21 protein-coding genes and 1 riboswitch are annotated in these 25,794 nt (G+C 30.8%); of the genes, 3 read left to right on the forward strand and 18 right to left on the reverse strand.

The features are described 5' to 3' along the window. Nucleotides 1–184 precede the first annotated feature (184 nt). Nucleotides 185–877 (reverse strand): DUF3793 family protein, encoded by a 693-nt coding sequence (locus tag ACWJKE_RS07970; protein ID WP_462959312.1) that lies wholly within the window; start codon nt 875–877, stop codon nt 185–187. Nucleotides 878–939: 62 nt separating this feature from the next. Beyond that, complete coding sequence (locus ACWJKE_RS07975; RefSeq protein WP_462959313.1) at nt 940–1,368, reverse strand: flavodoxin; 429 nt, start codon at nt 1,366–1,368, stop codon at nt 940–942. A gap of 189 nt (nt 1,369–1,557) precedes the next feature. Here ACWJKE_RS07975 and ACWJKE_RS07980 point away from each other — a divergent pair, with 189 nt between their 5' ends. Further along, a complete protein-coding gene (locus ACWJKE_RS07980; RefSeq protein ID WP_462959314.1) occupies nt 1,558–2,202 on the forward strand; it encodes a helix-turn-helix transcriptional regulator in 645 nt (214 codons plus the stop codon). A gap of 149 nt (nt 2,203–2,351) precedes the next feature. Here ACWJKE_RS07980 and ACWJKE_RS07985 read toward each other — a convergent pair whose 3' ends face one another. From ACWJKE_RS07985 to ACWJKE_RS08010, 6 genes are all read right to left on the reverse strand, one after another. Then, a complete protein-coding gene (locus ACWJKE_RS07985; RefSeq protein WP_165413204.1) occupies nt 2,352–3,287 on the reverse strand; it encodes an AEC family transporter in 936 nt (311 codons plus the stop codon). A 38-nt stretch (nt 3,288–3,325) separates the two neighbouring features. Next, on the reverse strand, nt 3,326–3,688 hold the full coding sequence (locus ACWJKE_RS07990) for a DUF1667 domain-containing protein (RefSeq protein ID WP_216302869.1): 363 nt from the start codon (nt 3,686–3,688) through the stop codon (nt 3,326–3,328). Further along, nucleotides 3,685–4,926 carry an NAD(P)/FAD-dependent oxidoreductase gene (locus ACWJKE_RS07995; RefSeq protein ID WP_462959315.1) on the reverse strand — a complete coding sequence of 414 codons (1,242 nt, stop codon included), beginning with the start codon at nt 4,924–4,926 and terminating at the stop codon, nt 3,685–3,687. The genes ACWJKE_RS07990 and ACWJKE_RS07995 overlap by 4 nt, the downstream gene beginning before the upstream one ends. Next, the gene (locus ACWJKE_RS08000) at nt 4,917–6,386 is read right to left on the reverse strand and encodes an NAD(P)/FAD-dependent oxidoreductase (protein WP_216302870.1); all 1,470 of its coding nucleotides are present in this window, start codon (nt 6,384–6,386) and stop codon (nt 4,917–4,919) included. The genes ACWJKE_RS07995 and ACWJKE_RS08000 overlap by 10 nt, the downstream gene beginning before the upstream one ends. Before the next feature lie 231 nt (nt 6,387–6,617). Continuing rightward, on the reverse strand, nt 6,618–8,108 hold the full coding sequence (thrC, locus tag ACWJKE_RS08005) for a threonine synthase (protein ID WP_462959316.1): 1,491 nt from the start codon (nt 8,106–8,108) through the stop codon (nt 6,618–6,620). A gap of 14 nt (nt 8,109–8,122) precedes the next feature. After that, nucleotides 8,123–9,340, reverse strand: a complete 1,218-nt coding sequence (locus ACWJKE_RS08010; protein ID WP_462959317.1) for a cofactor-independent phosphoglycerate mutase — start codon at nt 9,338–9,340, stop codon at nt 8,123–8,125. 237 nt (nt 9,341–9,577) lie between these two features. On the opposite strand from ACWJKE_RS08010, the gene ACWJKE_RS08015 reads away from it, so the two are divergent. Together ACWJKE_RS08015 and ACWJKE_RS08020 are read left to right on the forward strand one after the other, a co-directional pair. Next, the gene (locus tag ACWJKE_RS08015) at nt 9,578–10,249 is read left to right on the forward strand and encodes a vitamin B12 dependent-methionine synthase activation domain-containing protein (protein WP_462959318.1); all 672 of its coding nucleotides are present in this window, start codon (nt 9,578–9,580) and stop codon (nt 10,247–10,249) included. Continuing rightward, nucleotides 10,230–12,611 (forward strand): homocysteine S-methyltransferase family protein, encoded by a 2,382-nt coding sequence (locus tag ACWJKE_RS08020; RefSeq protein WP_462959358.1) that lies wholly within the window; start codon nt 10,230–10,232, stop codon nt 12,609–12,611. Before ACWJKE_RS08015 ends, ACWJKE_RS08020 begins: the two co-directional genes overlap by 20 nt. 350 nt (nt 12,612–12,961) lie before the next feature. Here ACWJKE_RS08020 and ACWJKE_RS08025 read toward each other — a convergent pair whose 3' ends face one another. The 10 genes from ACWJKE_RS08025 to ACWJKE_RS08070 all read right to left on the reverse strand — a co-directional run bounded on the left by ACWJKE_RS08025 (nt 12,962) and on the right by ACWJKE_RS08070 (nt 25,709). Continuing rightward, nucleotides 12,962–14,251, reverse strand: a complete 1,290-nt coding sequence (locus ACWJKE_RS08025) for a homoserine dehydrogenase (RefSeq protein ID WP_462959319.1) — start codon at nt 14,249–14,251, stop codon at nt 12,962–12,964. A gap of 67 nt (nt 14,252–14,318) precedes the next feature. Further along, nucleotides 14,319–15,632 carry an aspartate kinase gene (locus tag ACWJKE_RS08030; protein ID WP_462959320.1) on the reverse strand — a complete coding sequence of 438 codons (1,314 nt, stop codon included), beginning with the start codon at nt 15,630–15,632 and terminating at the stop codon, nt 14,319–14,321. A gap of 376 nt (nt 15,633–16,008) precedes the next feature. Further along, nucleotides 16,009–16,764, reverse strand: coding sequence for an NYN domain-containing protein (locus ACWJKE_RS08035; protein ID WP_165414485.1), 756 nt, complete (start codon nt 16,762–16,764; stop codon nt 16,009–16,011). Between the two features lie 146 nt (nt 16,765–16,910). Continuing rightward, nucleotides 16,911–18,074, reverse strand: a complete 1,164-nt coding sequence (locus ACWJKE_RS08040; protein WP_165414484.1) for an AI-2E family transporter — start codon at nt 18,072–18,074, stop codon at nt 16,911–16,913. 80 nt (nt 18,075–18,154) lie between these two features. Further along, a riboswitch (NiCo riboswitch) is annotated at nt 18,155–18,250 on the reverse strand. A gap of 84 nt (nt 18,251–18,334) precedes the next feature. Beyond that, a complete protein-coding gene (locus tag ACWJKE_RS08045) occupies nt 18,335–19,441 on the reverse strand; it encodes an alanine racemase (RefSeq protein ID WP_462959321.1) in 1,107 nt (368 codons plus the stop codon). 168 nt (nt 19,442–19,609) lie between these two features. Further along, complete coding sequence (locus tag ACWJKE_RS08050) at nt 19,610–20,428, reverse strand: Cof-type HAD-IIB family hydrolase (protein ID WP_216302876.1); 819 nt, start codon at nt 20,426–20,428, stop codon at nt 19,610–19,612. Continuing rightward, complete coding sequence (locus ACWJKE_RS08055) at nt 20,415–21,233, reverse strand: response regulator transcription factor (RefSeq protein WP_216302877.1); 819 nt, start codon at nt 21,231–21,233, stop codon at nt 20,415–20,417. Before ACWJKE_RS08055 ends, ACWJKE_RS08050 begins: the two co-directional genes overlap by 14 nt. Before the next feature lie 3 nt (nt 21,234–21,236). Further along, complete coding sequence (locus ACWJKE_RS08060; RefSeq protein WP_462956420.1) at nt 21,237–22,922, reverse strand: sensor histidine kinase; 1,686 nt, start codon at nt 22,920–22,922, stop codon at nt 21,237–21,239. Between the two features lie 23 nt (nt 22,923–22,945). Continuing rightward, nucleotides 22,946–24,610 (reverse strand): ABC transporter permease, encoded by a 1,665-nt coding sequence (locus ACWJKE_RS08065; protein ID WP_216302879.1) that lies wholly within the window; start codon nt 24,608–24,610, stop codon nt 22,946–22,948. After that, nucleotides 24,600–25,709, reverse strand: a complete 1,110-nt coding sequence (locus tag ACWJKE_RS08070) for an ABC transporter ATP-binding protein (protein ID WP_216302880.1) — start codon at nt 25,707–25,709, stop codon at nt 24,600–24,602. Before ACWJKE_RS08070 ends, ACWJKE_RS08065 begins: the two co-directional genes overlap by 11 nt. Between the last annotated feature and the right edge of the window lie 85 nt (nt 25,710–25,794).

Here is a 25,794-nt window from a genome sequence, read left to right on the forward strand (position 1 = left end):
TAAAGATCTATAATTCAATACAAAATGCATTAATCGTCATTATTTAGACATAAACGGAATTTAATCTAATTATCTCCTTCTGAAGTCGATATTAAAATTAAATATATAAAAGTTAAAACGGTGAAATTTTATTAAAAAAATTCACCGTTTATTTTACTCTAGATTCACTATATACTAATTAATATTATTGAACTCTATACATATCTTTGCTTTCCATATATTGAAATATAGATTCTCCACGCTTTTGTTCTTCTATTTGTTTTAATTGATTATCTTTATTTAATAGTTCTGTTGGTTTCATCCCTTTCATCATTAATCTCATGATGGTAAATTTAATTTCATCATATTTATTAAAAATAATTTCTGCTTTTTCAATATCATGATATACCTTCCAATAACCTACCATTTTACATTTAGCATTTGGATAATCAACAAAGGATACTACATCTTCTAGAGGATAGCCTAAAAAAATCCCAATTTCGTGTGGGCACATATTTTCGAATCTTTTGCCTAAAAGCAATAAACATTCCTTTATATTCATTTTTTCATTGTATCCAAATCTTTTTAAAAATTCCATGTTTTTATTATCGCTTATACTTAACTTGATTTTTTCTTTATTATAAAATAGTACAAACGTATTTGTTATATCCTTTTTTAATTCAAAGTAATCAATATCTAGTTTAGCTTTCACTTCATCTTTATATCTTTCCCATATGTTATTTGAGTTTCTATTACTATTACTAAAATTAATTAAAGATGATGTCTTATGCTTTTTAATAGTTGGTCCTGCATTACGTATTATTACTGAAAATAAATACTCCAAATCATCATAACCATCTACAATTTCTAACAATCCCCTTAACTCTACTATTCCCATAAAACACCCTCCATTAATTTCACAATAGTGTTAACACTATCAACTTCATATTAAGTTTACTTTTATTTTTTTGATAATAACGCACCTATTTCCTTACACCTTTCAATACCTTCTTTATCAGAATCGTTATTAATTATAAGTCCATCTACTATAATGTTAGCACCATATATTTCCATTCTCTCTTGCCAATCCTCCATCCATTCTCCATTGCCCCATCCATAAGAACCAAATAAAATAGTGTTTTTGCCGCTTATTGCGCTCGCAATTGACTCAATAAATGGTTCCATTTCTGATTCCTCAAGCTGCTCTGAGCCCATAGATGGACATCCCAAAGCTACTCCATCTGCATTTATTACGTCCTCTACTTTTGCATCGTTCACATTAAGTAGTCTAACGTTTGCATCTACATTTTTTGCCCCTTCCATAATCCCTACTGCCATAGCCTCTGTATTCCCTGTTCCGCTCCAATAAATAATAACTACATTTTTCAAATCAATTTCCTCCTCATATAAAATATTTTGTACATTCATGTGGTAATAATTTCAATGCATTTTTAGACTTAATTTATATTATCTTATTGCATTGATATTGATTATCATTCTTGATTATATTATAATATATTTAAGTTAGAGGTTTTTTAAAATTATTATTGTCTTTTTTAAAAATATTAAGGAGATGCGATGAAAAATTTACTAAATCACACTGAACTGGTCTTAAGTATTGGAAATAACAACTTAGAAACTGCCAATGCCATATATATAAAAAAGATAAATATACTTTTATCTTCGTCGAGTAGCCCAGATGAATTAAAAAAACTAATATATTCAATTAATATCTTTATATACACCTATTTCTGTATTAACAATTCAATCCGCTTGGAGGACTTATGCTATAAAAATCTTAAGCTAATGGATACTTGTCATTTGAAGGAAGACTTAATTTCTTTAGGAGAAAAAATTATTAAAAGCTACACGGAAGTCATTAATAATGGTAAAAAAGCATCAGAAAATGAAATTGTAAACAATGCTTTGGCTTATATCCACTCAAATATTGAGAAAAAAATAACCCTAGAAAAAGTTGCAACTCACATTCATATAAGTAGTAACTATCTATGTTATCTTTTTAAAGTGAATACCGGTTTTAAATTTTGTGAATATATAAACATATATAGAATAAATGTGGCAAAAGATATCCTAGATAATTCCTCTTATCCTTTAGATGTGATTTCTACTAAATCCGGGTTTAATAGTCAAAGTCATTTTTGTACCACCTTCAAGAAATATGTAAGTGTTTCACCTAATGAATATAGAAAAAGGACCATCTAGAGCATGCCTATGGTGTTACTAGACAACTCCCAAGCGTTTTTTTAGATGCCTTTGAAACAAAGTAAAGTTTTATTAAAAAGCCTTCTTTTCACTTATTTAAATGAAAAGAAGGCTTTTTATATATTCTTTATTTTGTTTCATATATCTTATCAAAGGAGTATTTTATATATAGGAATTATAAATAGACTTAACAACGTGGATAGAGCAATCATAATAGCAGCATATTGGTAATCTGCATCGTAAGATTTAGACACTATAGCAGTAGTAGTCATTACTGGCATAGCTGCTTGAATAATAAATATATTTTTCATGATTTGAGGCAAAGGAATGAATTTACATATTAACACTACCAGTAGTGGCGATATTATAAATCTTCCTAATAAAACGCCCCACATATCCTTATTAAAACGTATTCCTTTTAAATTTACATAATAAATTGTGTTACCTATAAATAACATAGATAAAGGGGTAGTTAAATTTCCGAAATATTTACAAGTATCCATTAGGAATGCAGGTACAGGAATAGCTAAAAGTATTAATATTATAGCTACTACAAATCCCATTAGAGGAGGTGAAAATATTCTTTTTAAAGTATCCGGTGATGCAAATTTATTAGATCCTCCATTCCCATCTTTACTTATTTCAAAAACACCTATAGTCCAAAAGAATGTAGTATTAACTATATAGTATATCAAAACATAAGGAACACATTTTGAACCAAATAGAGCTAAATTTACTGGCAATCCAATAAATATGCTATTAGATACAAAGAACATAGATGCAAAGGAACCACGTCTATTTTTCGTAACATTAAAAACTTTTACAAAGGTCTTGCCAATTAAATAAGTAAGAGCTATTGAAATTATTGGAACTATAATACCCTTCCCTAAACTTAAAAGCTTTGCTCTGTCAAAGTCCTTCATAAGATTGCTAATCATCAAAGCCGGTAACGCTACATTGATAACAATTTTTGCGAATAGCTTTGCACCGGACTTATCCATCCAATTTTTTTTCGTTAGCCACCATCCAATAGCTATCATTATAACAATACTAAATATACTACCAAAAGCATTTAAAAGTTCCATAAATACCCCCCTTTAATTGTCGTATTAATTATAATGATTTATTTCTTACATATAGACTTTGTAGCAATAATATCTACGCCAAGACCCAACACATTGTTAATAATCACTTGTTCAATTTCTATAGGTGCATCAGCTTCTATATTCTTAATTTCTTTCATAACATCAAATATCCTGTTTTTAGGAATAGATGTTGTTGTCCTTACACTAACCAGTGGCATTTCTCCATTATTTACTTTAACTAATGATGAAATAGTTCTCTTAGGATTTTGTATTTCTTGCGTTGCATATGCTATTCCTTTTTTACAGGAAGCTCCAGTTACATTTTTGATAATGTTTTCTTCTAGTTCTAAAGTTAATTCACAACCATTAGGACAAACTATACATGTCATTTCTCTATTCATTGTGATACCACCACCTTAATGTTTTCTTCACTAATAATATCCTCTTTTTTTAATGTTAAGCGTATCATTTCTGCAGGATTCAATTTTTTAAAGTTCCTTGATTTAATCACTTTTTCGCCCTGCACAATTTCTATAACTCCATCTCTTGAGGGCCTACTAACCCTTAAAGTTACTTCTACATCTTGCTTCCCACTTATTTTTTGTGGAACTACATTGTTAATAGTTTTATCTGATGTTATTAAAATATGACTTTCATTTTGTTTTTCATTTCTTATATATTTTGCTGCTGCCCTAGCAAGCTTTTCTCCTTCATCAGATACAAAATCCACTAAATCATGCACATGAAGCACATTGCCAGCTGCATAAATTCCTTCTACGTTAGTTTGTAAATTTTCGTCCACAATAGGTCCCTTAGTCCGTTCATCAATTTTTACTCCAGCTTTAAGAGATAACTCATTTTCAGGAATAAGACCAACAGATAGTATTAATGTATCACATTGATATTCTATTTCTGTGCCTGAAATAATTTGTCCATTCTTATCTAATTCACTCACTGTTACGGCTTGCAATCTTTCTTTTCCTTTGATGTTTGTTACCGTATGACCTAAATATAAGGGAATATTATAGTCATTTAAACATTGTTCTATATTTCTTGGCAATCCACTAGGATAAGGTAATTTTTCTATTACGGCCAATACTTTTGCTCCTTCTAGTGTGAGTCTCCTTGCCATTATAAGTCCGATATCTCCAGAACCTAGTATAACAATTCTTTTTCCAACCATAATATTTTTTAGGTTCATATAGCTTTGAACTACTCCAGCAGTAAATACACCTGCAGGTCTTGTCCCAGGTATGCTTATAGCTCCTCTTGTTCTTTCTCTACACCCCATGGTGAGCACCACTACTTTAGCTTTATATTTTTTTAGCCCTTCCCTTGTAACTGCTGTAACCTCCTTGTTATTTGTAATATTTATTACAGTCGCTCCTGTTTGTAATTCAATATTCGCTTTTTTTATCTGTTCTACAAATCTAGCCGCATATTCAGGACCGCTAAGCGCCTGCTTAAATCTTTGTAAACCAAAACCATCATGAATACATTGTTTTAATATTCCACCAAGCTTTTCTTCTCTTTCTAATATTAAAACATCTTCTATACCTTCTTCTTTTAGTTTTAGAGCTGCTGCAAGCCCAGCTGGGCCACCACCAATTATAACTGCTTCCTTTTGAATTACTTCCATTGTCTTACCTCCCCATAAAACATTTTTCCATTTTCTCTTAAATAAGTTATTTCATCTACTTTTTTATTTTTTTCTTTCATAATTATTTCTGCAATTCTAGTTTGACAATATCCACCTTGGCATCTTCCCATCATGGATCTTGTTCTATATTTAATGCCTGTTAATGTATCTACTCCTAATGGATTTCTTATTGCTTGTATAATTTCTGCTTTTGTAACGTTCTCACATCTACAAATAATTTCTCCATAATCTGAATTTTCTTTTATAAGTGCATCTTGTTTTTCTTCAGATTGTTCTATAAACTTTACTACTGCATTTCTTATAGGATTGAATTTTTTATTTTCTTTTAAATCTTCCTTGTTCTTAATTTTTTCTACTACATATTCTGCAATTGGGACTGCTGAAGTGAGTCCTGGCGATTCAATTCCAATTAAGTTAATTACATTAGGGATTTCCTTTCTTTCTTCTATTACAAAATCTGCATATCCACCTTTTTCTTTACTAACAAGTTTTGGTCTAATGCCTGTGAAATTTCTAATGAAATGTTCTCTTTTAATTTGAGGCAATATTTTTGTGCCTTCTTTTATAAGCATGTCCATAACATCCTCAGTTGATGAATAGTTATCATTTTCATCTATATACTGAGCACTTGGTCCGATAAATATATTGCCATGAATTGAAGGCGTAAGATGTACACCAAGACCTCCCTCTTTCTTATTAGGAACTGGATAGGCTGGAATTTCAAGAAACTTGCCTATGCTTTGATCAAGAATAAAATATTCTCCTCTACATGGATATATTGTATAATCTGTAACACCAACCAGACCTGCTATTTTATCAGAATTTAATCCAGCACTATTAATTACCCATCTACTATAATAAGTTTCTCCATTTTTTGTAGTAATTTTATAACAACTTTCTTTTTTTTCAATGTTAATTACTTCTCTACCTAAATAAAAATCCACACCATTCTGGCAAGCATTTTCTGCTAATGCAATTGTATATATAAATGGATCCAATACACCTGTCATTGGAGAATATAAAGCTGCTGTCCCTTCTACATTAGGTGCTAATTCTTTAATTTTTTCACGGCCTACAATTTCAAGACCTGGAACTCCATTTTTTTCTCCTAGTGCTTTTAAATCTTTTAATCCTTCCATATCTTCTTCACTAAAGCCTATTACAAGTTTCCCCGTTCTTTTAAAGGGTATATCTAATTCTTTTGCAACTTTATCAAATCCTAAGCATCCTTGTACGCAAAATTTTGCCATAAGTGTTCCAGGTTTGCTGTTAAATCCTGCATGAAGCACTCCACTGTTCCTACCACTTGTCTCACATACTACATCTAGTTCTTTCTCTAATACACCTATATTAATTTCATATTTTGAAAGTTCCCTTGCAATTGCACTACCAACTACTCCTGACCCGATAACGATTACATCATATTGCTGCTTTTTCAATTACATCACCCCTTACTCTATTTTCAATAATATAAATATTTAAGTTTTCATATTAAGTTGATTGAGTATACTAAATTACCTCAATACTATTCTAACTATTTATAAATATATTGTCAATAAATCCTTTCAATATTTAACCAATTATGGCTAACCCTGTTATTAATAAAAGAAAAACCCTCAAACTAATTAAATAGTCTGAGGGAATGTAATATTAACAATAGGTTGATCCTACTATATTTTAAGAATCTTTTCAAGCTGTATTTGCATCTCATTCTTTGCGCATTTAGTTTTATGAAGTACTGGTCTTGTTTCTAAATCTTTTATCCCTACTGGAATATCGACCTTTGTTATTTTACTAAGTTCCACTATTAATTCAAAGTCATTTAGCCCTGTGTATTTTGCATCTATTGATTTCATAACATCTGGCGTAAATTTATATGGGCTTGCCGTCGACACAATAACTGTCTTCGCACTATCCTTTGATTCTTTTAAATATTTTTGATAAACCGCATAGGAAACTGCAGTATGTGTATCAATTACATAATTAGTAGTTTTATAAACCTCAGTTATTGCCTTTGCCGTATCCTCCTCACTTGCATAGCCTCCAAAGAAATCCTTTAGCCCTTTTTTCATATCATCATCAATCTCATATTTACCATCTTTTTTAAGCTTATTCATAAGGTCTTTTATCTTACTTGAATCTTCCCCACTTATAGCATATAAAAGTCTTTCAAGGTTACTTGAAATCAATATATCCATTGAAGGGGACATAGTAATTACAAAATCCCTTACCCTATCATATGTGCCTGTATTTATAAAATCAAATAATACTTTATTTTCATTTGAAGCACAAATTAGCTTTTTAATTGGTAATCCCATTTTCTTTGCATAGTATCCTGCCAATATATCGCCAAAATTACCAGTAGGAACACAGAAATTTATCTCTTCCCCTATTTTTATGTCTCCCATATTACAAAGCTGAGCATATGCATAGAAATAATATACAACCTGTGGTATTAGTCTTCCAATATTTATTGAATTAGCTGATGAGAACATTTTATTATTTTCTTCTAATCTCTTGAGAAGGCCCTCATCTGTAAGCATCTGTTTAACTCCATTTTGTGCATCATCAAAGTTTCCATCAATTCCTATTACAAAAGTATTATCCCCAGATTGCGTTAACATCTGCCTTTTTTGAATCTCACTAACACCTTCCTGTGGGAAAAAGACTATTATCTTTGTGCCTTCTACATTTGCAAAACCTTCTAGTGCTGCTTTGCCTGTATCACCAGATGTGGCCGTAAGAATAACCATTTCTTTATCAATGTTTAACTTCTTTACTGCATTTTTTAAAAGATAAGGTAATATTGATAACGCCATATCCTTAAATGCTAAAGTTGGTCCATGGTATAATTCTAAAAAATATAATCCACCATTCTTTGAAATCGGCGCAATAGCTGACACATCAAACTTTTCATCATAAGCCATATCTATAGACTCTAATAAATCCTTTTCATCGTAATCAGTTAAAAATTCTTTCATTATAGTAAATGCTAATTCTTTATAATCCATATGACATAATTCAGCAAGTCCTATAGTTAACTTTGGTATTGATGTTGGTACAAAAAGTCCCCCATCCTCACTTAGTCCTCTTGCAATAGCTTCTGCGGATTTTACTTCTTTTTCATTTCCGCGAGTACTCTTATAATATATTTGTTTCATAAATTTTTTTCCTCCTATATACTACCTTTTATAAAGTAATCCATTAACTTATATCCTTCCGGAAAATATAGTCCTGTCTCTTTAGCCGCGAATTCATTATAAGAGCCATTTAGGTTGTCCTTTTCTTTATTACTTTCATATATTAAAAACGGAACCGGCTCTCCTGTATGAGTCCTAAGTACAAGTGGTGTAAGATGATCTGGGAGTATTATCATTTTATAATCTTCACCGATTCTATCCATTTCATCTTTTATAACCTTTACTATTTGATTGTCTATGTACTCTATGGCTTTATATTTATTTTCTATTTCACATCTATGTCCACATTCATCTGGAGCTTCAACATGAATATAAACAAAATCATTCCCCTTTGCCATTTCGCCTAGAGCGGCCTCTGCTTTACCTTTAAAATTAGTATTAATATTTCCAGTAGCCCCTTCTACATCAATAATGTCCATCCCTGCACACATTCCTATTCCTTTTATTAAATCAACAGCAGAAATTACTGAGCCTTTTAAATTATATTTTTTATAAAAGCTAGACAAGAGCGGTTTCTTTCCTTCACCCCAGATCCATATTGAATTAGCTGGCTTTAGTCCCCTTGCTACTCTCTTTTTATTTATATCATGCCCTGATAAAAATTCGAAACTTTTTTTCATCATTTCTTCAAATATTTCACTACCAAGTCCTTTAGGCATATAATCCTTTACCTTTTTATCTAGAATGTCATGTGGTGGTGTAAGTTTCCAAGAGTATGGTCCGTTATCCCATATCATAAGATGCCTATAGCCAATACCTGGATAAAACTTTATTGCCTCAGCGTTTAAATACTCACTTAATTCTTTTATTAATATTCCTGCCTCTTGCGTTGTAATTTCATCAGAACTATGGTCAATCATAATTTTTTCCTCATAGGGCTGGTCGTCAGATACCGTTACCAAATTACATCTAAATGTTACATCTGTATCTAACATTTGGACTCCCATGCTTGCTGCTTCAAATGGTGAACGTCCACTATAGTACACAAATGGATCATATCCCAAAACAGCCATGTTTGCTGTATCGCTGCCTGCCGGCATACCCTCTGGCACAGTTTTCGCTAATCCTTGAGTGCCGTGCTTTGCCATATAATCTATAGTAGGCGTATTAGCGTATTGAAGAGGTGTTTTGTCGTTAAGTTCCTTCACAGGATAATCTGCCATTCCATCTCCTAGTACTACAATATATTTCATATTAATACTCCTTTTTATTATTATTTATTATATGTATTAACCATAAGCATCTGACTATTATTCTTTATACTACTATACGTAAAAAAGAGCTTTATCAAATTATTGTTTTTTATTGTAACTCATATAAAATCAAATGTCAATGCAAACATACATTTCATAAATATTCATAAAATATATTATATTTGCAATTATTGTATTTATACTTTATTCTAAAAGTAAAACTGATTGGAGCGTACTATGGTAATTGATAAACAAGAAGTATTAAGATATTTGGGCTATAAAAATCAAATTATTAATAAGAGTATAATTGATTTAGTTGATGAATGTTGCTGTGAGATTATTGACATATGTAAAGAAAATTTTGTATATGAAATTTTTGATATTGAAAGAAAAAATGATCAGATTTTCCTCTTGGGTAGTACGTTAGTTTTAAAAGATGCAGATATAATAAATCTCCTAGTAAATTCAAGAAAATGTGTGGTTATGGCCGCAACATTAGGGATAAATGTGGATAGTAGAATATCTTACTATTCAAGATTTAATATTACAAAGGGTTTAATTATGGACGCCTGTGCAACCACCGCAATAGAAACCTTATGTAATGAGTTGCAAGATGAGATTATGAAAAATGCCTTAATAGATAATTTGCATATTACAACTAGATACAGCCCTGGATATGGAGACTTCTCTATTGATAATGGGTCAGAAATATTAAATGTTTTAGATGCTTATAAAAAAATAGGACTATCTATTACTGAAAATAGTATCATGATACCAAGAAAATCGGTAACAGCACTTATAGGTCTTAGTGAAGTTGCAAGTTTAAAATCAATTGACAAATTACAAAAATGTAAAATTTGTAAAAATAAAAATTGTGAATTCAGAAAGGATGGTAGATATTGTGTGTAGAAAAATAAACTTTAATAATTTTTTATTATTTGATGGAGCTATGGGAACAATGCTGCAAAAATACGGAATTAAGATGGGTGAATTACCAGAAAGCTATAATATATTGCACCCAGAAATCATTGAAAAAATACATGGAGAATACTTAGATGCAGGAAGTGACGTTATTACCACAAATACATTTGGTGCCAATAGTTATAAGCTTAAAGACACGCAATATACCGTTGAAGGTATTGTTGGAAGTGCTGTGAGAATTGCAAGAAAAGCGGCTGGTGATAATCTTGTTGCACTTGATATTGGCCCTATTGGTCAATTAATGGAGCCACTTGGAACATTATCATTTAATAATGCATATGAGGCTTTTGCAGAGCAGATTAAAATTGGCTCTAGGGAAGGCGCTGATATAATTCTTATTGAGACAATGTCAGATATTTATGAAGCAAAGGCTGCCATTCTTGCGGCAAAAGAAAATAGTTCTCTTCCAATAGTATGTACTATGTCATATCAAGGTGACGAGCGCACATTAACGGGAACAGACCCAATAACTATGGTGAACGTACTTCAAGGTCTTGGAGTAGATGCAATTGGGGTAAATTGTTCTTTAGGACCAAATGAAATGCTTCCAATAATAACAAAAATACTTAAGTACTCAAGTATTCCTGTTATAGTCCAACCTAATGCAGGTCTTCCTAAACTTGTAAATGGAGACGCAGTTTTCGATGTTCAGGCCCATGAATTTGCGCAGTATGCAAAAATTATGGCAGAAATGGGTGTTACGATTTTCGGTGGATGCTGTGGTACCGCTTGCGAGCATATAACAGCTATAAAGGCTGAACTTAAAAAATTAAAGCCTGTACGCCGTGATGTTAAAAGAATAACGGCAGTAAGTTCCCCCTCTTTAACAGTAGTCCTTGGAGGACAAATAAAAATTATCGGTGAGCGAATAAATCCTACAGGCAAAAAGAAACTTAAAGAGGCTTTAAAAAATAATAATATGGACTATATACTCTATGAAGCTATTAATCAAAGAGATGCAGGAGCAGATATACTAGATGTAAATGTGGGACTTCCTGAAATCGACGAGCATGAGGTTATGATACGAACAATAAAAGAATTACAAAGTGTAATAAATCTTCCCCTTCAAATTGATAGTGTTAGATGTGACGTAATTGAGTCAGCAGTGAGAATATATAACGGAAAACCACTAATAAACTCTGTTAATGGTAAAGACGAAGTAATGGCTTCCATATTTCCAATTGTTAAAAAATATGGTGCATGTGTAATAGGTTTAACTATTGACAAGGATGGCATTCCAAAAACGGCTGAAGGCAGGCTTAAAATAGCCCAGAAAATTGTACAAAAGGCTGAAGAGTACGGAATAGATAAATCAGATATTATAATAGATTGTCTTGTTTTAACTGCATCAGCGCAGCAAAGTGAAATTAAAGAGACAATTCGAGCAGTTGAACTTGTTAAATCTAATCTAGGAGTTAAAACTACTCTTGGAGTAAGCAATGTATCATTTGGTTTACCACAAAGAGAACTATTAAATAGAACGTTCCTTGCTGCAGCATTAACCGCTGGCCTTGATGCACCAATACTCAATCCTCTATCCCCCGATATGATGGCGACTATTAATGCATTTAATGTTTTATGGAATAAAGATAAAGCTTCAAAAAAATATATAGATGCTTATTCATCCTTTGAAGGAAAACCAGTTGGTAAAGAAGTTGTAAATGCTAAAGATTTAAATCAAACTATTATTGATGGTTTGAAAGAAGAATCTTCGAAAATAACAAAAGAACTTTTGAAAACTATGTCAGAACTTGAAGTTGTAAACAAATATCTAATTCCATCACTTGATATTGTGGGCCAAAAATATGAAAGCGGAGAAATATTTCTTCCTCAATTATTACAATCTGCAGAAGCAGTAAAGAAATCTTTTGAGGTAATCAAAGAAAGAATGATGGCAAGCACGGATAAAAAACTTAGCAAAGGTACAATTGTGCTTGCAACTGTTAAAGGAGATATACACGATATAGGAAAAAACATAGTGAAAATCCTACTCGAAAACTATGGATTTGAGGTAATTGACCTTGGTAAAGATGTACACGAGGATATAGTTGTTAATGCAGTTCGCAGCGGAAACATTAAATTAGTTGGTTTAAGTGCACTTATGACCACGACAGTTAGGAGCATGGGTGAAACAATAAAAGCACTTAGAGACAATAACTTGGATTGCACTGTTCTTGTTGGAGGCGCTGTCTTAAATGAAGAGTATGCAAAAATGATAGGAGCAGATTATTATGCAAAAGATGCAACTCAAACTGTAAAATTTGCGAGAAAATTATTCAAGTGTGAATAAGAGTGCATCCTATGAACTTTCGACCGCGTGACTCGAAATAAGAGCTTGAAACGTGAAATTCCATTAAGAAATTCTAATCTTTTGCAAATATTAAATTCTCTGACGCTCACATTCGGCTTACGGCCGGTTCACTAGCCTGACTTCCTGTCAGGCTCACGAGTATTTAATATTGGCAAAACAAGAATTTCTAAATGGAATTTCAATGTTTCTGCGCTTCTTATTTCGAGTCACTCTGGTCGATAGTTCATACCATTATGCATATCTATATTCAATGTCGGGACCCTTGCTCGACCCTGGAAGGAAATCGAAGGACGAAAAAATCCATTAAATTGTTGATTGTTTTTATTCTATTAATTAAATGATTCTATTCTTATTATACTTTCTATTTTGTTTACATTTTCTAGTTCTTTTATTTTTTCTAATGAATTTCGTATATTCTTTTCTTCACTCTTATGTGTAATAAATGCCAATATTACATAATTTTCAAGCATTACATCTTGAGTAACTGATACGATGCTAACATTGTTATTTCCAAAAATTTTTGCTGTATCTCCTAAAACTCCTGCCTTATCTTTAACGTTAAGTCTGATATAGAATTCTGATTCATTTTCTTCTGATTTTTTCACTCTTTTAAAATCACCTTCGTCACTTAGGGCCCTTGCATCAGAAGGCTTTACATTGTTTCTTAATATGGATATTATATCACCTACAACTGCACTCCCAGTTGGTAAATCTCCAGCGCCTTTTCCATATAGCATTAATTCTCCAACTGCATTTCCTTTTATCATAATCGCATTAAATGCATCGGCTACATTTGCCATTGGGTGGCTCGAAGGTATCATTGTTGGATGTACTCTTAACTCTAATTTGTTATTTTCTTCTTTAGCTATTGCTAAAAGCTTTATTGTATAACCAAATTTTTTAGCATATTCTATATCTATGTCACTAATACTTCTTATTCCTTCTCTGTAAATACAATCGTGATCTACCTTAGTTCCAAATGCTAGAGAAGACATTATCGCAAGCTTATATACAGCATCAAAGCTATCAACATCAGAGGTTGGATCTGCTTCAGCATAACCCTTTTCTTGAGCCTCTTTTAGTGCCTCATCAAAGCTAATTCCATCCATTGTCATTTTGCTTAATATGTAATTAGTTGTTCCATTTATAATTCCAATTATCTGTTCAATCCTATTGGCTGTAAGACTCTCATTTATTTCACGTATTATTGGAATTCCACCAGCCACACTTGCTTCATAATAAAATAATACGTTTTCTTCCTCTGCTGTTTTAAATAACTCTTCGCTCCAGTTCGCGATAACTAATTTGTTAGCAGTTACAATATGTTTTTTAGCTTTCATTGCGCGTATCATATACTCCTTAGCTTCTTTTCTTCCACCAATAAGCTCAACCACAATTTTTATACTTTCATCATTTATAATATCATCAATATTATCTGTTAATATTTCCTTAGGTACATCTACATCTCTTTTTTTATTTATATCTTTTACGAGTATTTTAGCAACTTCTATTTCATAATTTGAACGTTTCATTATTTCTTTTCTATTCTCGTGAAGTATTTTCCATACACCTGTCCCAACATTTCCAAAACCTAAAATCGCTATTTTTACCTTTTCCATATTAATTTCCCCCTTTTAAATTGCCTCTTGCGGCTCTTAAATATTATTTCTTCTCCACAGGTAATTATTAATTTTCAAATGCTTTATAAACTGCCCTAATTGCATTTTCAAGATCCTCATTTTCTATACCAATAATTATACTTAACTCACTTGACCCTTGATTAATCATTCTAATATTTATATCATATTTTGATAATGCGCTAAGCACTTTAGCAGATATCCCCTTCGTTCTTATAATACCCTCTCCAACCACTGACATTAAAGCCATATTTGGGTGAATTATTAATGAATCTGGACTACATTGATTTTCAATTTCTTCTAATATTTCATCAATTTTATTCTCTAATTCAGAATCGTCAATTACCAATGAAATTGAATCTATCCCTGATGGGATATGCTCAAAAGATACATTATTACTTTCTAGAATTGAAAGAATCCTGCGACGATATCCTATATCTTTGTTCATAAGTGTCTTTTCCATTGCTATTACTGTAAAATCTTTTTTTCCTGCTATCCCTGTAATGTTTCCAACTTTAATTTCTGATTTATTACTTAAAATAAAGGTTCCATTATCTGTTGGCTTATTAGTATTTTTTATGTTTATTGCGATTCCATGATTTTTAACTGGAAAAACTGCCTCTTCATGAAAAACATTTGCACCCATATATGAAAGTTCCCTAAGTTCTTTATATGTTACCTCTTCAATAAGTTTGGGATTATTAACAATACTAGGATCCGCCATTAAGAGACCTGACACATCTGTCCAGTTTTCATATAGCTTCGCACCTACACCTCTAGCAATTATTGCCCCGGTAATGTCTGAACCACCTCTTGAAAAGGTTCTTATTTCACCATCTTTGGAAGAACCATAAAATCCTGGAATTACCGCTTTTTCTACTTTTGATAACCTAGTCTTTACGGCGTCGTAGGTTGCCTTTTCATCCAATCGTCCACTTTTCTTTAAAAAAATAATCTCAGCAGCATCAATAAATTCGTACCCCAAATATTCGGCTAATATTAAAGCATTAAAATATTCTCCCCTACTTGCTACAAATTCTTCTGAAGCTCCATTAATTATTTTTTCTTTAAATTCTCTTAAATGTTTTGACATATCAATAGAAATCTTTAATTCACTACATAAAACAGTATATCTTTCTTCAATTAATTTAAATAATTCATCAAATGGTAGTGATTTTTTTACATGCTCATGGCACAAATATAAAAGATCTGTAATCTTATAATCACCTTTATTTCTTTTCCCGGGAGCCGATGGCACAACATAACGCCGCCTAACATCCGACAAGACAATATCTTTTACTTTTTGAAATTGTTTACTATCGCATACTGAACTCCCACCAAATTTTGCAACTATAACCTCCATAATTTTTACCCCCTAAATGTCTTAACTTAAAAAAACTTATGAATTCCAACTTACAGAAGGCACCCATATAAATTACCTTTTATAAAAAAATTTATTAACCCATATCCTGCAGAGCTGAAATATTCACTTATATTCCTTTCAGAAAATATCGCCCTGTTTCCTGTACTATGAATTAATGGTAATTTAGTATTGAATTAATTATACTCGTTTTTTACAAAATGTCACCTGATTTTCGACATTTTTATGCCACATAATCTATTTTTTTTTAAATAATAAAAGCTGTGAAGTTAAACTTCACAGCTTTTATTATTATTTTGATTATAACATTACATACAATTACTGGATATGAAATTCTTCAAACCCATTCCTCCTTGGGTTAGCACTCTTTATTTCTAATATATTTAAGACTTATACTTGGATTGCTAGTTTTTGTTGATCTAATCTCAAAATATTTTAAAGAGGCTACAAAAGGTGTAAGCTTTGCATAACCATAGTTTCTAGTGTCAAAATCAGGATACCTCTTATTAAGGGTGCTACCTAGCTCTCCTAAAAATGCCCAACCATCTTCATCTGAAATCTCAGTTATAATAGTTTTTATAGCCTCTACTAATTTACCGGGACTTATCATACCACCTTTTGATTCTTCTTGTATTTGTGCTCCTTTAACAGTCGCTATTTCAGTATGTCTTGGCGCCATTGAAGCTAATACTTCAAGATATTTAAATTTCTCACAAGCTGAAATAAAAGGTTTTGGAGTTTTCTTTTCTCCCATACCAATTACATACATACCGGCTTCGCGAAGTCGAGCTGCTAGTTTAGTAAAATCACTATCACTCGATACAATGCAAAATCCATCAACATTGCTTGAATAGAGTATATCCATAGCATCTATTATTAGGGCTGCATCCGTAGAATTTTTGCCTGTAGTATAACTATATTGTTGTATTGGACTAATAGAATAATTAAGCAATACATTCTTCCATGAAGCTAGTTGAGGCTTGGTCCAATCCCCATAAATTCTTTTATATGTAGGTGTTCCATGATTTGAAATTTCGTCAATTATATACCTTATATATTTATCAGACACATTGTCAGCATCAATCAAAACTGCAATTTTCATATCCTTTTCCATCTTTATCTCCTTTACACCTTAATGTCTTTAAATTATTTTATAATAAATCTATTAACTCATTACTTTAAAATAACATACTAATTATAACATTCTACAAAATTCCAAATATTCCTTCTATATTTCAATAATTAACTATTATCCTGGTTTTAAACTTCGCTACTCGTTTCATCTGTTCGCTTTCTTATAATTTTTATTAAAAATAGTTTAATTATGCCAGCAATAGGTACAGATAAAAGCATTCCAATTATACCTGCTAAACTTCCCCCTATAGTTATTGCCATGATTATGAAAATCGGATGTAGACCCATGCTATCTCCTACAATTTTTGGTGATATAACGGCACCGTCAAGTTGTTGAACCGCAAGAAGTAGAAGTACTGCCCATAAAGCCTGCATAGGGTTCGGGCTAAGAATACCCACAATAATTGCTGGAATACAACCAATTAGTGGACCAACATAGGGTATAATATTTGCAATACCTGCAGTAAATCCAATAAGAATAGCAAAATCAATGCCTACAAAAGACAAGCCAATACTGCTAATTAATCCAACTATTAAACCATCAAGGAGCTGTCCTCTTATGAACCTAGATACAATATAATTAATTTCAAGAAGGGTTTTATTAAGGCTCTTAAATTTACTTTCCTTCATTATAAGACTCACATAATTTAAATATATCTTTTTAAAAAATTCATAATCCTTTAATAAGTAGAAGGAAATAAACAAACCAATAAAACTATTTATAATACTGTTGCTTATACCTGCAAATATTTTGATTGTACTATTTATAGAAAGTGATAAATATGAGTATATCTGCTGTATAGCTTGCGATAAATACCCCTTTATATCGAGAGAGAGACCACTTTGCGTGATTTTTCTGTTAATATAATCATAGAGCTCATTATAGCGTTTTATATAATCACTAATAGTTTCGAACATAACTGATAAGGTTTCATTGTGACTAATTTGTCCACCAATCATCGCATAGATGCTATAAATAAGTATAATAAATAATAAAATCACTACTAAGTATGTTAGTATAATGCTGATTAAATGGGGCTTATATTTAAGTTTTAAGTGCTTAACAAGAAAAGCATTTATAATCTTTGATAATGGATATAATAGATAAGCAATTATACAACCAATAATGAGTGGAGAAATCATTGAAAATAAAGAATTGATTGTACTAGTAATATTACTAAAAACCTCTTTGAAATTAAATACTACATTATAGCTTATAAAAATCAAGGTTGCCGTGAGTGCAACATATAGTACATACTTAAGATACTTTCTGTCTAATCTGTTTTTCATGATTATATCCTCCTTAGTAATTAATTATCTTTGCATTTGTCATATTTATTGATACAAATAAAAAAGCCCGTAGAACTATAAACTGTCCCACAGGTGTATAATTTTAATCCTATTGCCATTTAGGCCCAACTTCACGAACTTTTTTACAAGTTCATCACCTGATCAGTTTGTACTGTTATTTATATACAATACAAAGAGATTCCCTTAAATTTATCATACAAGGCTATTATATGTCAATATTTTTATTTTTTGTACATGGCTTATATTAAAACCTTTGATATACCTGAATATCCACTTAAACACATCATTGGCGGGTAGTACATTTGAAAATCAAGTATGTCCCCTAATTTAATTTCACTATCACACTCTTCAATATCTACAATTAAGTGATCTGAACTACTTCCTATAATTTTAACACCTTGTTTTTGCGGTATTAGCTTGTCGTGTAACCCAAAATCCTGTTTTCCCACTGCAAGTAACGCCTTTTTTCTTATTCCTTTATCCTCATAGGTTGGTTTATTGCCAAAAGCATCAATAAACACTTTCCCAACAGGATGTGTAGGCTTATCTTTTATTTCCACAACCTGCGCTTTTAGCACAAAAGTATCCTTATGCATATGTCTCATATCATATCCCCAGTACTCATCTAAATCTTGTGCTAATAGTACTCCCTCGCCTATTCTTAAATTATTTACTCTTTTAGGCATTTTCCCATCTATTACTAAAGGCAGTGAACTTGTAGCTCCCCCTGAAATCATTTCTAGTCTCCTGTTTATTTTACCCTCAATTATTTCAGCAATATTACAAAGCCTTCCTAAATTCTCTTCTGTAGGCATTATTGCTCCATAACAACCTAAATTTGTTCCTACTCCATATAACTCTATATTTTCAAGATGATTTTCCACATATTCCGCTAAATTTATGAATTCGTTTTCATAGAAGACGCCTTCCCTTAAATCTCCAAGGTCAAGCATTAAAATCACCTTATGTTTTTTACCTTGTAATTCACATTCATTTTCAATCATATTCAATGTTTCCATTTCAGAATTTAGACTAATATCAGCATATTGTACCAAGTCTTTTATTTCACTAAACATTGGAATTCTAATCATCATAAAAGGTTTCTCTATTCCATATTCCTTTAGTTTAATTATTTGGTCCATTCTTGAACTTGCTATATATGTACACCCTGCATGTGCAAACTGTTCTACGACCTCTGGTATTGCATTAAACCCCTTGACTACTCCAGCAATGCTTATCCCCTGAGATCTACATAAATCTACCATGTATTCAATATTTTCGCGTACATTTTTTAAGTTAATTTCTAATATTGGATATTTAATATTTGGATAATTTTTTTGTTTCATGCCAATTCCTCCTAAAATATTTTATGTTTAGAATATATTTACTAGGTTTTAAATAAGTTTTTTATATGAACTTAATTATCTTAACTTGCAACTAGTATAAACCATAATAGAAATAATTTAAATAAGCCAGTCAAAATGAATATACATCATCTCAACTGGGCAATTATTTTAAAGATGGATTAACTCATCACAAGCATATGCAAATCCATTCTCATCGTTTGATTTTGTTATAAAACTAGCATACTTTTTCAACTCCTCATGAGCATTTTCTACTGCTACACCAAATCCAGAGTTTTTAATCATATCTAAATCATTAAGGTTATCCCCTATTGCCATTACATTGGATATATCTATGTCCTTTAATTTACAAAGTTTTACTAGAGCATTGCCCTTCGAAACGCCTGTTTTAACAATTTCCAAAAAATAATCATGGCTTTTAAAAAAATTAAATTTTTTAGAATCGATTTCTGCTAACTTACTATGTATATCATCTACTATGCATTTTTCTCCAATTATCATTAGCTTTGCATATTTTTTATTTATTGCTCTACTAAAATCGCTTATCTCACTTACACCATATCCATTTACTTCACATTCGATATCTGTATAAGTAGTTTTTTTATTACAAATCAAACAATTACCCTCATGGACTGCAAATGAGACATCATAATCTTTATAAGCATTATAAACTTCATTAATAATTTCCTCATCTACATACCCGAAATCGTAGGTTTCCCTAGATTTAGTATCGAAAATACTTACTCCATTCATGCTTATAATATAATCCACTTCATCTATCAATTGATATTTTCCTAGAAATTTACACAGAGAGCTTCTTGACCTTCCAGTAGCAACAGCAAACTTAATATTATTTCTTTTAAGTTTTTTAATAAAGGACAGGTTCTTTCCTGATATTTTGCTATCATTATCTAATAATGTTTTATCCATATCTGTAATTACTAATGAAATATTTTTACTCTTCATCATTTTCATTATCCCCCTTGATGTATAAATTAGCTTTAGCAAACTCTAATGGTGAAGCTTTTATATATTTTTTAAATACAGTAGAATAGTGTTTATAATCAGTAAAACCTACCATAGAAGATATCTCATAAACCCTATACTCCCCCCTCATAAGTAATTCAATTGACTTTTGTACTCTATATCTATTTAAAAAGTCATGAAATGTTTGATTTGTCTGTTCCTTTAAATTTCTACTGAGGTAGCTTGAGCTTACTGCTAACTTTTCTGCAATATCCTCAATACTAATCTTTTTTGCGTAATTGTCTTTTACATAGTTAATTACTGATTCAGTATATTGAGATTTTTTTTTATCAGATTTTAAATAGTACTCCAAATTTAGAACATCAATATTTTTGTAACCCTTAATACTATTTTTAAATTCATTATATATTTTTTTCTCATCAATTTTATTCTTAACCTTTCCGATTATCTCTTTAAATTTATCTTCATCAATTGGTTTTAGTACATAATCAAAGACTTTCAGATCTATAGCTCTTTTTGCATATGGAAATTCTCCGTAGCTAGTTAAGATAATCTTTTCAAAATCATAAATTTCACTAGCTTTCTCCAACATATCCACGCCGTTCATTATTGGCATTTTAATATCTGTAATGACTAAATCGGGCTTGATTTCTATAATCGTTTTTAGTCCTTCTTCGCCGTTCGCAGCTTCCCCTGAAATAATACAATCCATACTCAGCCAGTCGATAGTGTTGATTAATCCTTTTCTTATAAAATTTTCATCTTCTACAATAAGCACTTTAATCATAATCTACTCCTCACTTTTATGTACTGGAAGGTTAATAACTATTTTAGTACCTTCATATAGTTTACTATATATATTTATACCGTATTCCATACCATACATAAGATTGATTCTCTTTTGAACATTATAAAGTCCTATATGGTTTGTATCGTTTTTACTTTTGTTAATGAGTTTTAATATCCCAGATAATTTTTCATAACTCATTCCTTCTCCGTTATCCACAATTGATATTACTAAATTATCATTTTCAACCCTACAGTCTATATTTATTTTTAAATATTGTTTTGTTTCAAATCCATATTTTATACTATTTTCAATAATAGGTTGTATTATAAGTTTTGGTATCAAGCATTCTCCTACTTCTTTATTTAAATTAAAAATGTAATCAAAATTGTCATCAAATCTAAATTTTTGTATTATTAGATAATCCTCTATGTATTTAACGTCATCATTAAGCTTTACCTTATTAAAATTTTTATTTATGCTGTATCTTAACAAGTTCGCCATTGAAACAATGATCTTTGAGGCACTCTTCTCATCTGTTTTTATCATGTATTTAAGCATTTCAAGTGTATTAAATAAGAAGTGAGGGTTAAATTGTGCTTCTAGCTGCTTAAGCTCTGATAATGCATTTCTTCTTGCCTCTTCTTTGTTTCTTTCTACAAGCTCGTTTATTCTTATTATCATTTTATTGCAATACTGACCTATAACTTCAAACTCATCATTAGAGTTTATACTGACAACAGTGTTCAAATTGCCCTCTTGAACACTGTTAATAGCAGACAATAATTTATCAATTGACTTTGTCTTACTTATAGATATTTTCTTAGCAATGAATAACATAGAAAACACTAAAATTAAAAACACTAAGATTAAAAATATTTCACCTATTAAATAGATGTTTTTTATAAAGCCCACATATGTAATTGTATGAATATAAACATTACCTTCTATTATAGAATTATTAAATACATAGTTATTCTCTTTATCCAAAAATGGCTTCAATTTACCTATACCATCTAGAAGTGCATTATTAGTTGAAACTATATTATTGTTATATCTATCAGTTATTACAGCATGATGATTGCTACTACTGTAAACTATTTTGTTCATCTCATTTTCTAAAATATCGAAAACAATAAACCCTGCAACGTGGTTATTGTCGTCAGTAATAGCTTCTCCTATAGAGTATACAGTTCTTGTATTCACATCGAGTTGAGCCCTATTAAGCATCATAACAGATTTATTAGGATTGTCTTTCATTTTCTTAAAAACTCCACCCATAAATAAATCATCACTTTTAGCGTATTGAGGGTCCCCTTTAGCATTTGTTATTATAGACTCTCCTTTTTCATTGAAAACATAAAAAACACTTCTTATATTATGATTATTAACGGTATTATAAAGCCTTTCATATACCATTGCTTCGTCATGTTGATTATAAAAAGCCTTTTTTATTTCATCCCATTTTACTAAATGCTCTACTTCCACCTTGTAACTTACAAACTCATTACTTATAATATTTGATATACTATTGTTATATTTTTTATTACTTCTCTCGACGGATTTACTGCTATACAAAAATAATAAATTATAAAAAATAAAGGACAAAATTATAATAGGAGTCAGTGCATATAATATAAAAGTTTTTCTTATTTCTTCCTTGAAAAATTTTCTTTTTATATTTTTCATACGCAAATCCTCCTATTAGGTTTTTATAAACTTATTTCTTTCTTACCTGTGAATTTAAAGAAAACTATTAGTGATATGATAGTTGTAGCCGTTAATATAGATGATAAAGCAGCTGCTGTACCATAACTTGCCCTTATAACGTCTGTGTATATTGCAACTGATAATGTTCTTGTAGTTCCTGTATATAGAATAATTGAAGAACTTAATTCATTTATTACTGTTATCCAGCTTAATATTGCTCCTGCAAATACCCCTGGTATCATCATAATTGCAGTAACCTTAAAGAATGTTTTCATTTCAGAATAACCTAAACTAATTGATGCTTCTTCAAGACTTGGACTAAGTTGCAATAGTATTGCTGCACTGGATCTAATGGTATAAGGTAGTTTTCTTATAACAAATGCAATTATCATTATAATGAAAGTACCACTTAGCACCATTGGTTTCTTGTTGAATGCTAATAATAATGTAATACCTAAAACAGATCCTGGAATAATATATGGGAACATAGTTAATGTATCTAGGAAGGAGGTTAAGGCACTTTTTCTTCGTACAGATACGTAAGATATAAGCATTCCCAATAATATTATTATTATTATAGCTATTATACCATATACATAGGTATTAAGAATTGAATTACCCAGTTTTGAAAGCACTGTTTTATAGCTATTTAGTGAAAACCCTTTAACAAACATTGAGCCACTTGTTTTTAAGAACGAGGTATATATTACTGTTACCTGAGGAATTGCAGCTAGTGCTACAACAATATAAACATATAAATGTGCTAAAAGGTTCTTGCATCCCTTAACCTTTTTAGCAGATATAGGCTTTAATGAGTTCATAACATATGACTTTCTATTAACTACATATTTTTGTCCTAAAAAAATAACCGCTGTTATAATTACCATTATTGTACTTAGTGCAGCGGCAAAATTTGCTTGACCGCCTACCTCAGATACAAACTCTGAGTAAATTAAAACTGGCATAACTCTAAACCCTTCACCTATAAGCATTGGAGTTCCAAAATCAGCAAGACAATTCATGAATACCAATAATGACGCTGCCATTATTGTAGGAAGCATCAGTGGTAATATAATAGTAAATACTTTTTTAACTCCACTACAGCCTAAACTTTCTGCCGCTTCACTTAGTGAAACGTCTATTTTCTTTAGTGCTCCTGAAACATACAAATATATAAACGGAAATAATTTCAAGGTAAACACTAGTAAAATCCCTTTAAACCCATAAATACTAGGAAGATGTATTCCTAAGGTCTTCAAGAAGAAATTTGTAATAACTCCGTTTCTTCCAAGTAGTAATATCCATGAATATGCTCCTATAAAAGGTGGAGATAATACAGATATTATAATAAGTACCTCTACGATTGATTTAAATTTAATTTTTACTGTAGTCATGATATAAGCTAAGGGAGCACCAATTAAAATAGCTAGTAAGGTTACTATAATACTTACAGTAAAACTATTTATAAGTGTTCCATAATAATACTTTTTAGTGAAAAACTTAGCGAAATTGTCTAAAGTGTATTTTCCGGTCTCCACATCTTGAAAACTAGTTAAAAACAATGAACCTAGTGGATAAATTAGAAATACTGAGAATATTAAAAATGAAATAAGAATTATTATTGTCCAAAAATCAAATTTTATCTTTTTAACTTTTTTATTCTTCATATTTTCCCACTCCAGTAATAAGACTTATATCCCCATCCTTGTTAAAAACATTAATTTTTTTATTGTATACTTGTAGATATAGCTCTTGTCCAATTTCATGGAAAGTATCATTAGTACTAGTATCTTGTGTTAGTTCAATTATTTCCCCATTATCAAGTTTTACTTCATAATTTATATATTTCCCGAGGAATGTATTAAAGTGAACTACACCTCTAATCCCATAATTGTTATTGCTTATTATAAATTCCTCTGGCCTTACGGATATTTTAATTTCTTTTCCGTTTTCCGCTCCGCTATTCAAATTATTCATAGACACTTTATATCCATTCTCAAATACAACGTATTGCTTTTCCTCTTCTACTAATATTTTTCCATTAAATATATTAGAGTGACCAATAAATGTAGCAACAAAGACATTTGAAGGTCTTAAATAAATTCTTTGTGGTGTATCTATTTGCTGAATAACACCTTTGTTCATAATTGCAATTCTATCTGATATAGCAAGTGCTTCTTCTTGATCATGAGTTACATATACTGTGGTTATTCCTACTTTCTTTTGTATTTCTCTTATAGCACTTCTCATTTCTATTCTAAGTTTTGCATCTAAATTTGAAAGAGGCTCATCCATAAGCAATACTGTTGGATGAATTACAATAGCCCTCGCTAGTGCAACGCGTTGCTGCTGTCCTCCTGAAAGTTTGTCTGGTGATCTATCCTTATACTCATATATCTTTACAACTTTTAAAATTTCCTCAAGTTTTTTATTTGATTCTTCTTTGCTAAATTTTCTTAGCTTTAACCCATATTCAACATTTTCTGATACTGTCATATGAGGGAATATAGCATAATTCTGAAACACCATACCTATATTTCTTTTATGTGCGGGAATATCATTAATTACCTTTGAGTTAAACTTAATCTCTCCTTCTTCAATTGTATTAAATCCTGCTACCATTCTTAAAAGAGTTGTTTTACCACAACCTGAAGGTCCTAGCAATGTGAAAAATTCACCCTCCTTAATTTTAAGTGAAAGCTTTGGAATTACTGTATTATCATCATATCTTTTTACTATATTTGTGAATTCAATGGATGTACTCATATTTTAATTTCCTTTCTAATACAAATTTTTTTATAAAAAAAACCCTAGGGCTTTTTAATAATATAATATTTAAAAGTCCTAGGGG

The organism is Clostridium sp. CM036, assembly GCF_055081135.1.

Bases quoted from the DNA above. Each gene is read 5' to 3' on its own strand.
- ACWJKE_RS07970 (WP_462959312.1), bottom strand. From the start codon at position 877: ATGGGAATAGTAGAGTTAAGGGGATTGTTAGAAATTGTAGATGGTTAT.
- ACWJKE_RS07980 (WP_462959314.1), top strand. From the start codon at position 1,558: ATGAAAAATTTACTAAATCACACTGAACTGGTCTTAAGTATTGGAAAT.
- ACWJKE_RS07985 (WP_165413204.1), bottom strand. From the start codon at position 3,287: ATGGAACTTTTAAATGCTTTTGGTAGTATATTTAGTATTGTTATAATG.
- ACWJKE_RS07990 (WP_216302869.1), bottom strand. From the start codon at position 3,688: ATGAATAGAGAAATGACATGTATAGTTTGTCCTAATGGTTGTGAATTA.
- ACWJKE_RS07995 (WP_462959315.1), bottom strand. From the start codon at position 4,926: ATGGAAGTAATTCAAAAGGAAGCAGTTATAATTGGTGGTGGCCCAGCT.
- thrC (WP_462959316.1), bottom strand. From the start codon at position 8,108: ATGAAACAAATATATTATAAGAGTACTCGCGGAAATGAAAAAGAAGTA.
- ACWJKE_RS08010 (WP_462959317.1), bottom strand. From the start codon at position 9,340: ATGAAATATATTGTAGTACTAGGAGATGGAATGGCAGATTATCCTGTG.
- ACWJKE_RS08015 (WP_462959318.1), top strand. From the start codon at position 9,578: ATGGTAATTGATAAACAAGAAGTATTAAGATATTTGGGCTATAAAAAT.
- ACWJKE_RS08020 (WP_462959358.1), top strand. From the start codon at position 10,230: ATGGTAGATATTGTGTGTAGAAAAATAAACTTTAATAATTTTTTATTA.
- ACWJKE_RS08025 (WP_462959319.1), bottom strand. From the start codon at position 14,251: ATGGAAAAGGTAAAAATAGCGATTTTAGGTTTTGGAAATGTTGGGACA.
- ACWJKE_RS08030 (WP_462959320.1), bottom strand. From the start codon at position 15,632: ATGGAGGTTATAGTTGCAAAATTTGGTGGGAGTTCAGTATGCGATAGT.
- ACWJKE_RS08035 (WP_165414485.1), bottom strand. From the start codon at position 16,764: ATGGAAAAGGATATGAAAATTGCAGTTTTGATTGATGCTGACAATGTG.
- ACWJKE_RS08040 (WP_165414484.1), bottom strand. From the start codon at position 18,074: ATGAAAAACAGATTAGACAGAAAGTATCTTAAGTATGTACTATATGTT.
- ACWJKE_RS08045 (WP_462959321.1), bottom strand. From the start codon at position 19,441: ATGAAACAAAAAAATTATCCAAATATTAAATATCCAATATTAGAAATT.
- ACWJKE_RS08050 (WP_216302876.1), bottom strand. From the start codon at position 20,428: ATGATGAAGAGTAAAAATATTTCATTAGTAATTACAGATATGGATAAA.
- ACWJKE_RS08055 (WP_216302877.1), bottom strand. From the start codon at position 21,233: ATGATTAAAGTGCTTATTGTAGAAGATGAAAATTTTATAAGAAAAGGA.
- ACWJKE_RS08060 (WP_462956420.1), bottom strand. From the start codon at position 22,922: ATGAAAAATATAAAAAGAAAATTTTTCAAGGAAGAAATAAGAAAAACT.
- ACWJKE_RS08065 (WP_216302879.1), bottom strand. From the start codon at position 24,610: ATGAAGAATAAAAAAGTTAAAAAGATAAAATTTGATTTTTGGACAATA.
- ACWJKE_RS08070 (WP_216302880.1), bottom strand. From the start codon at position 25,709: ATGAGTACATCCATTGAATTCACAAATATAGTAAAAAGATATGATGAT.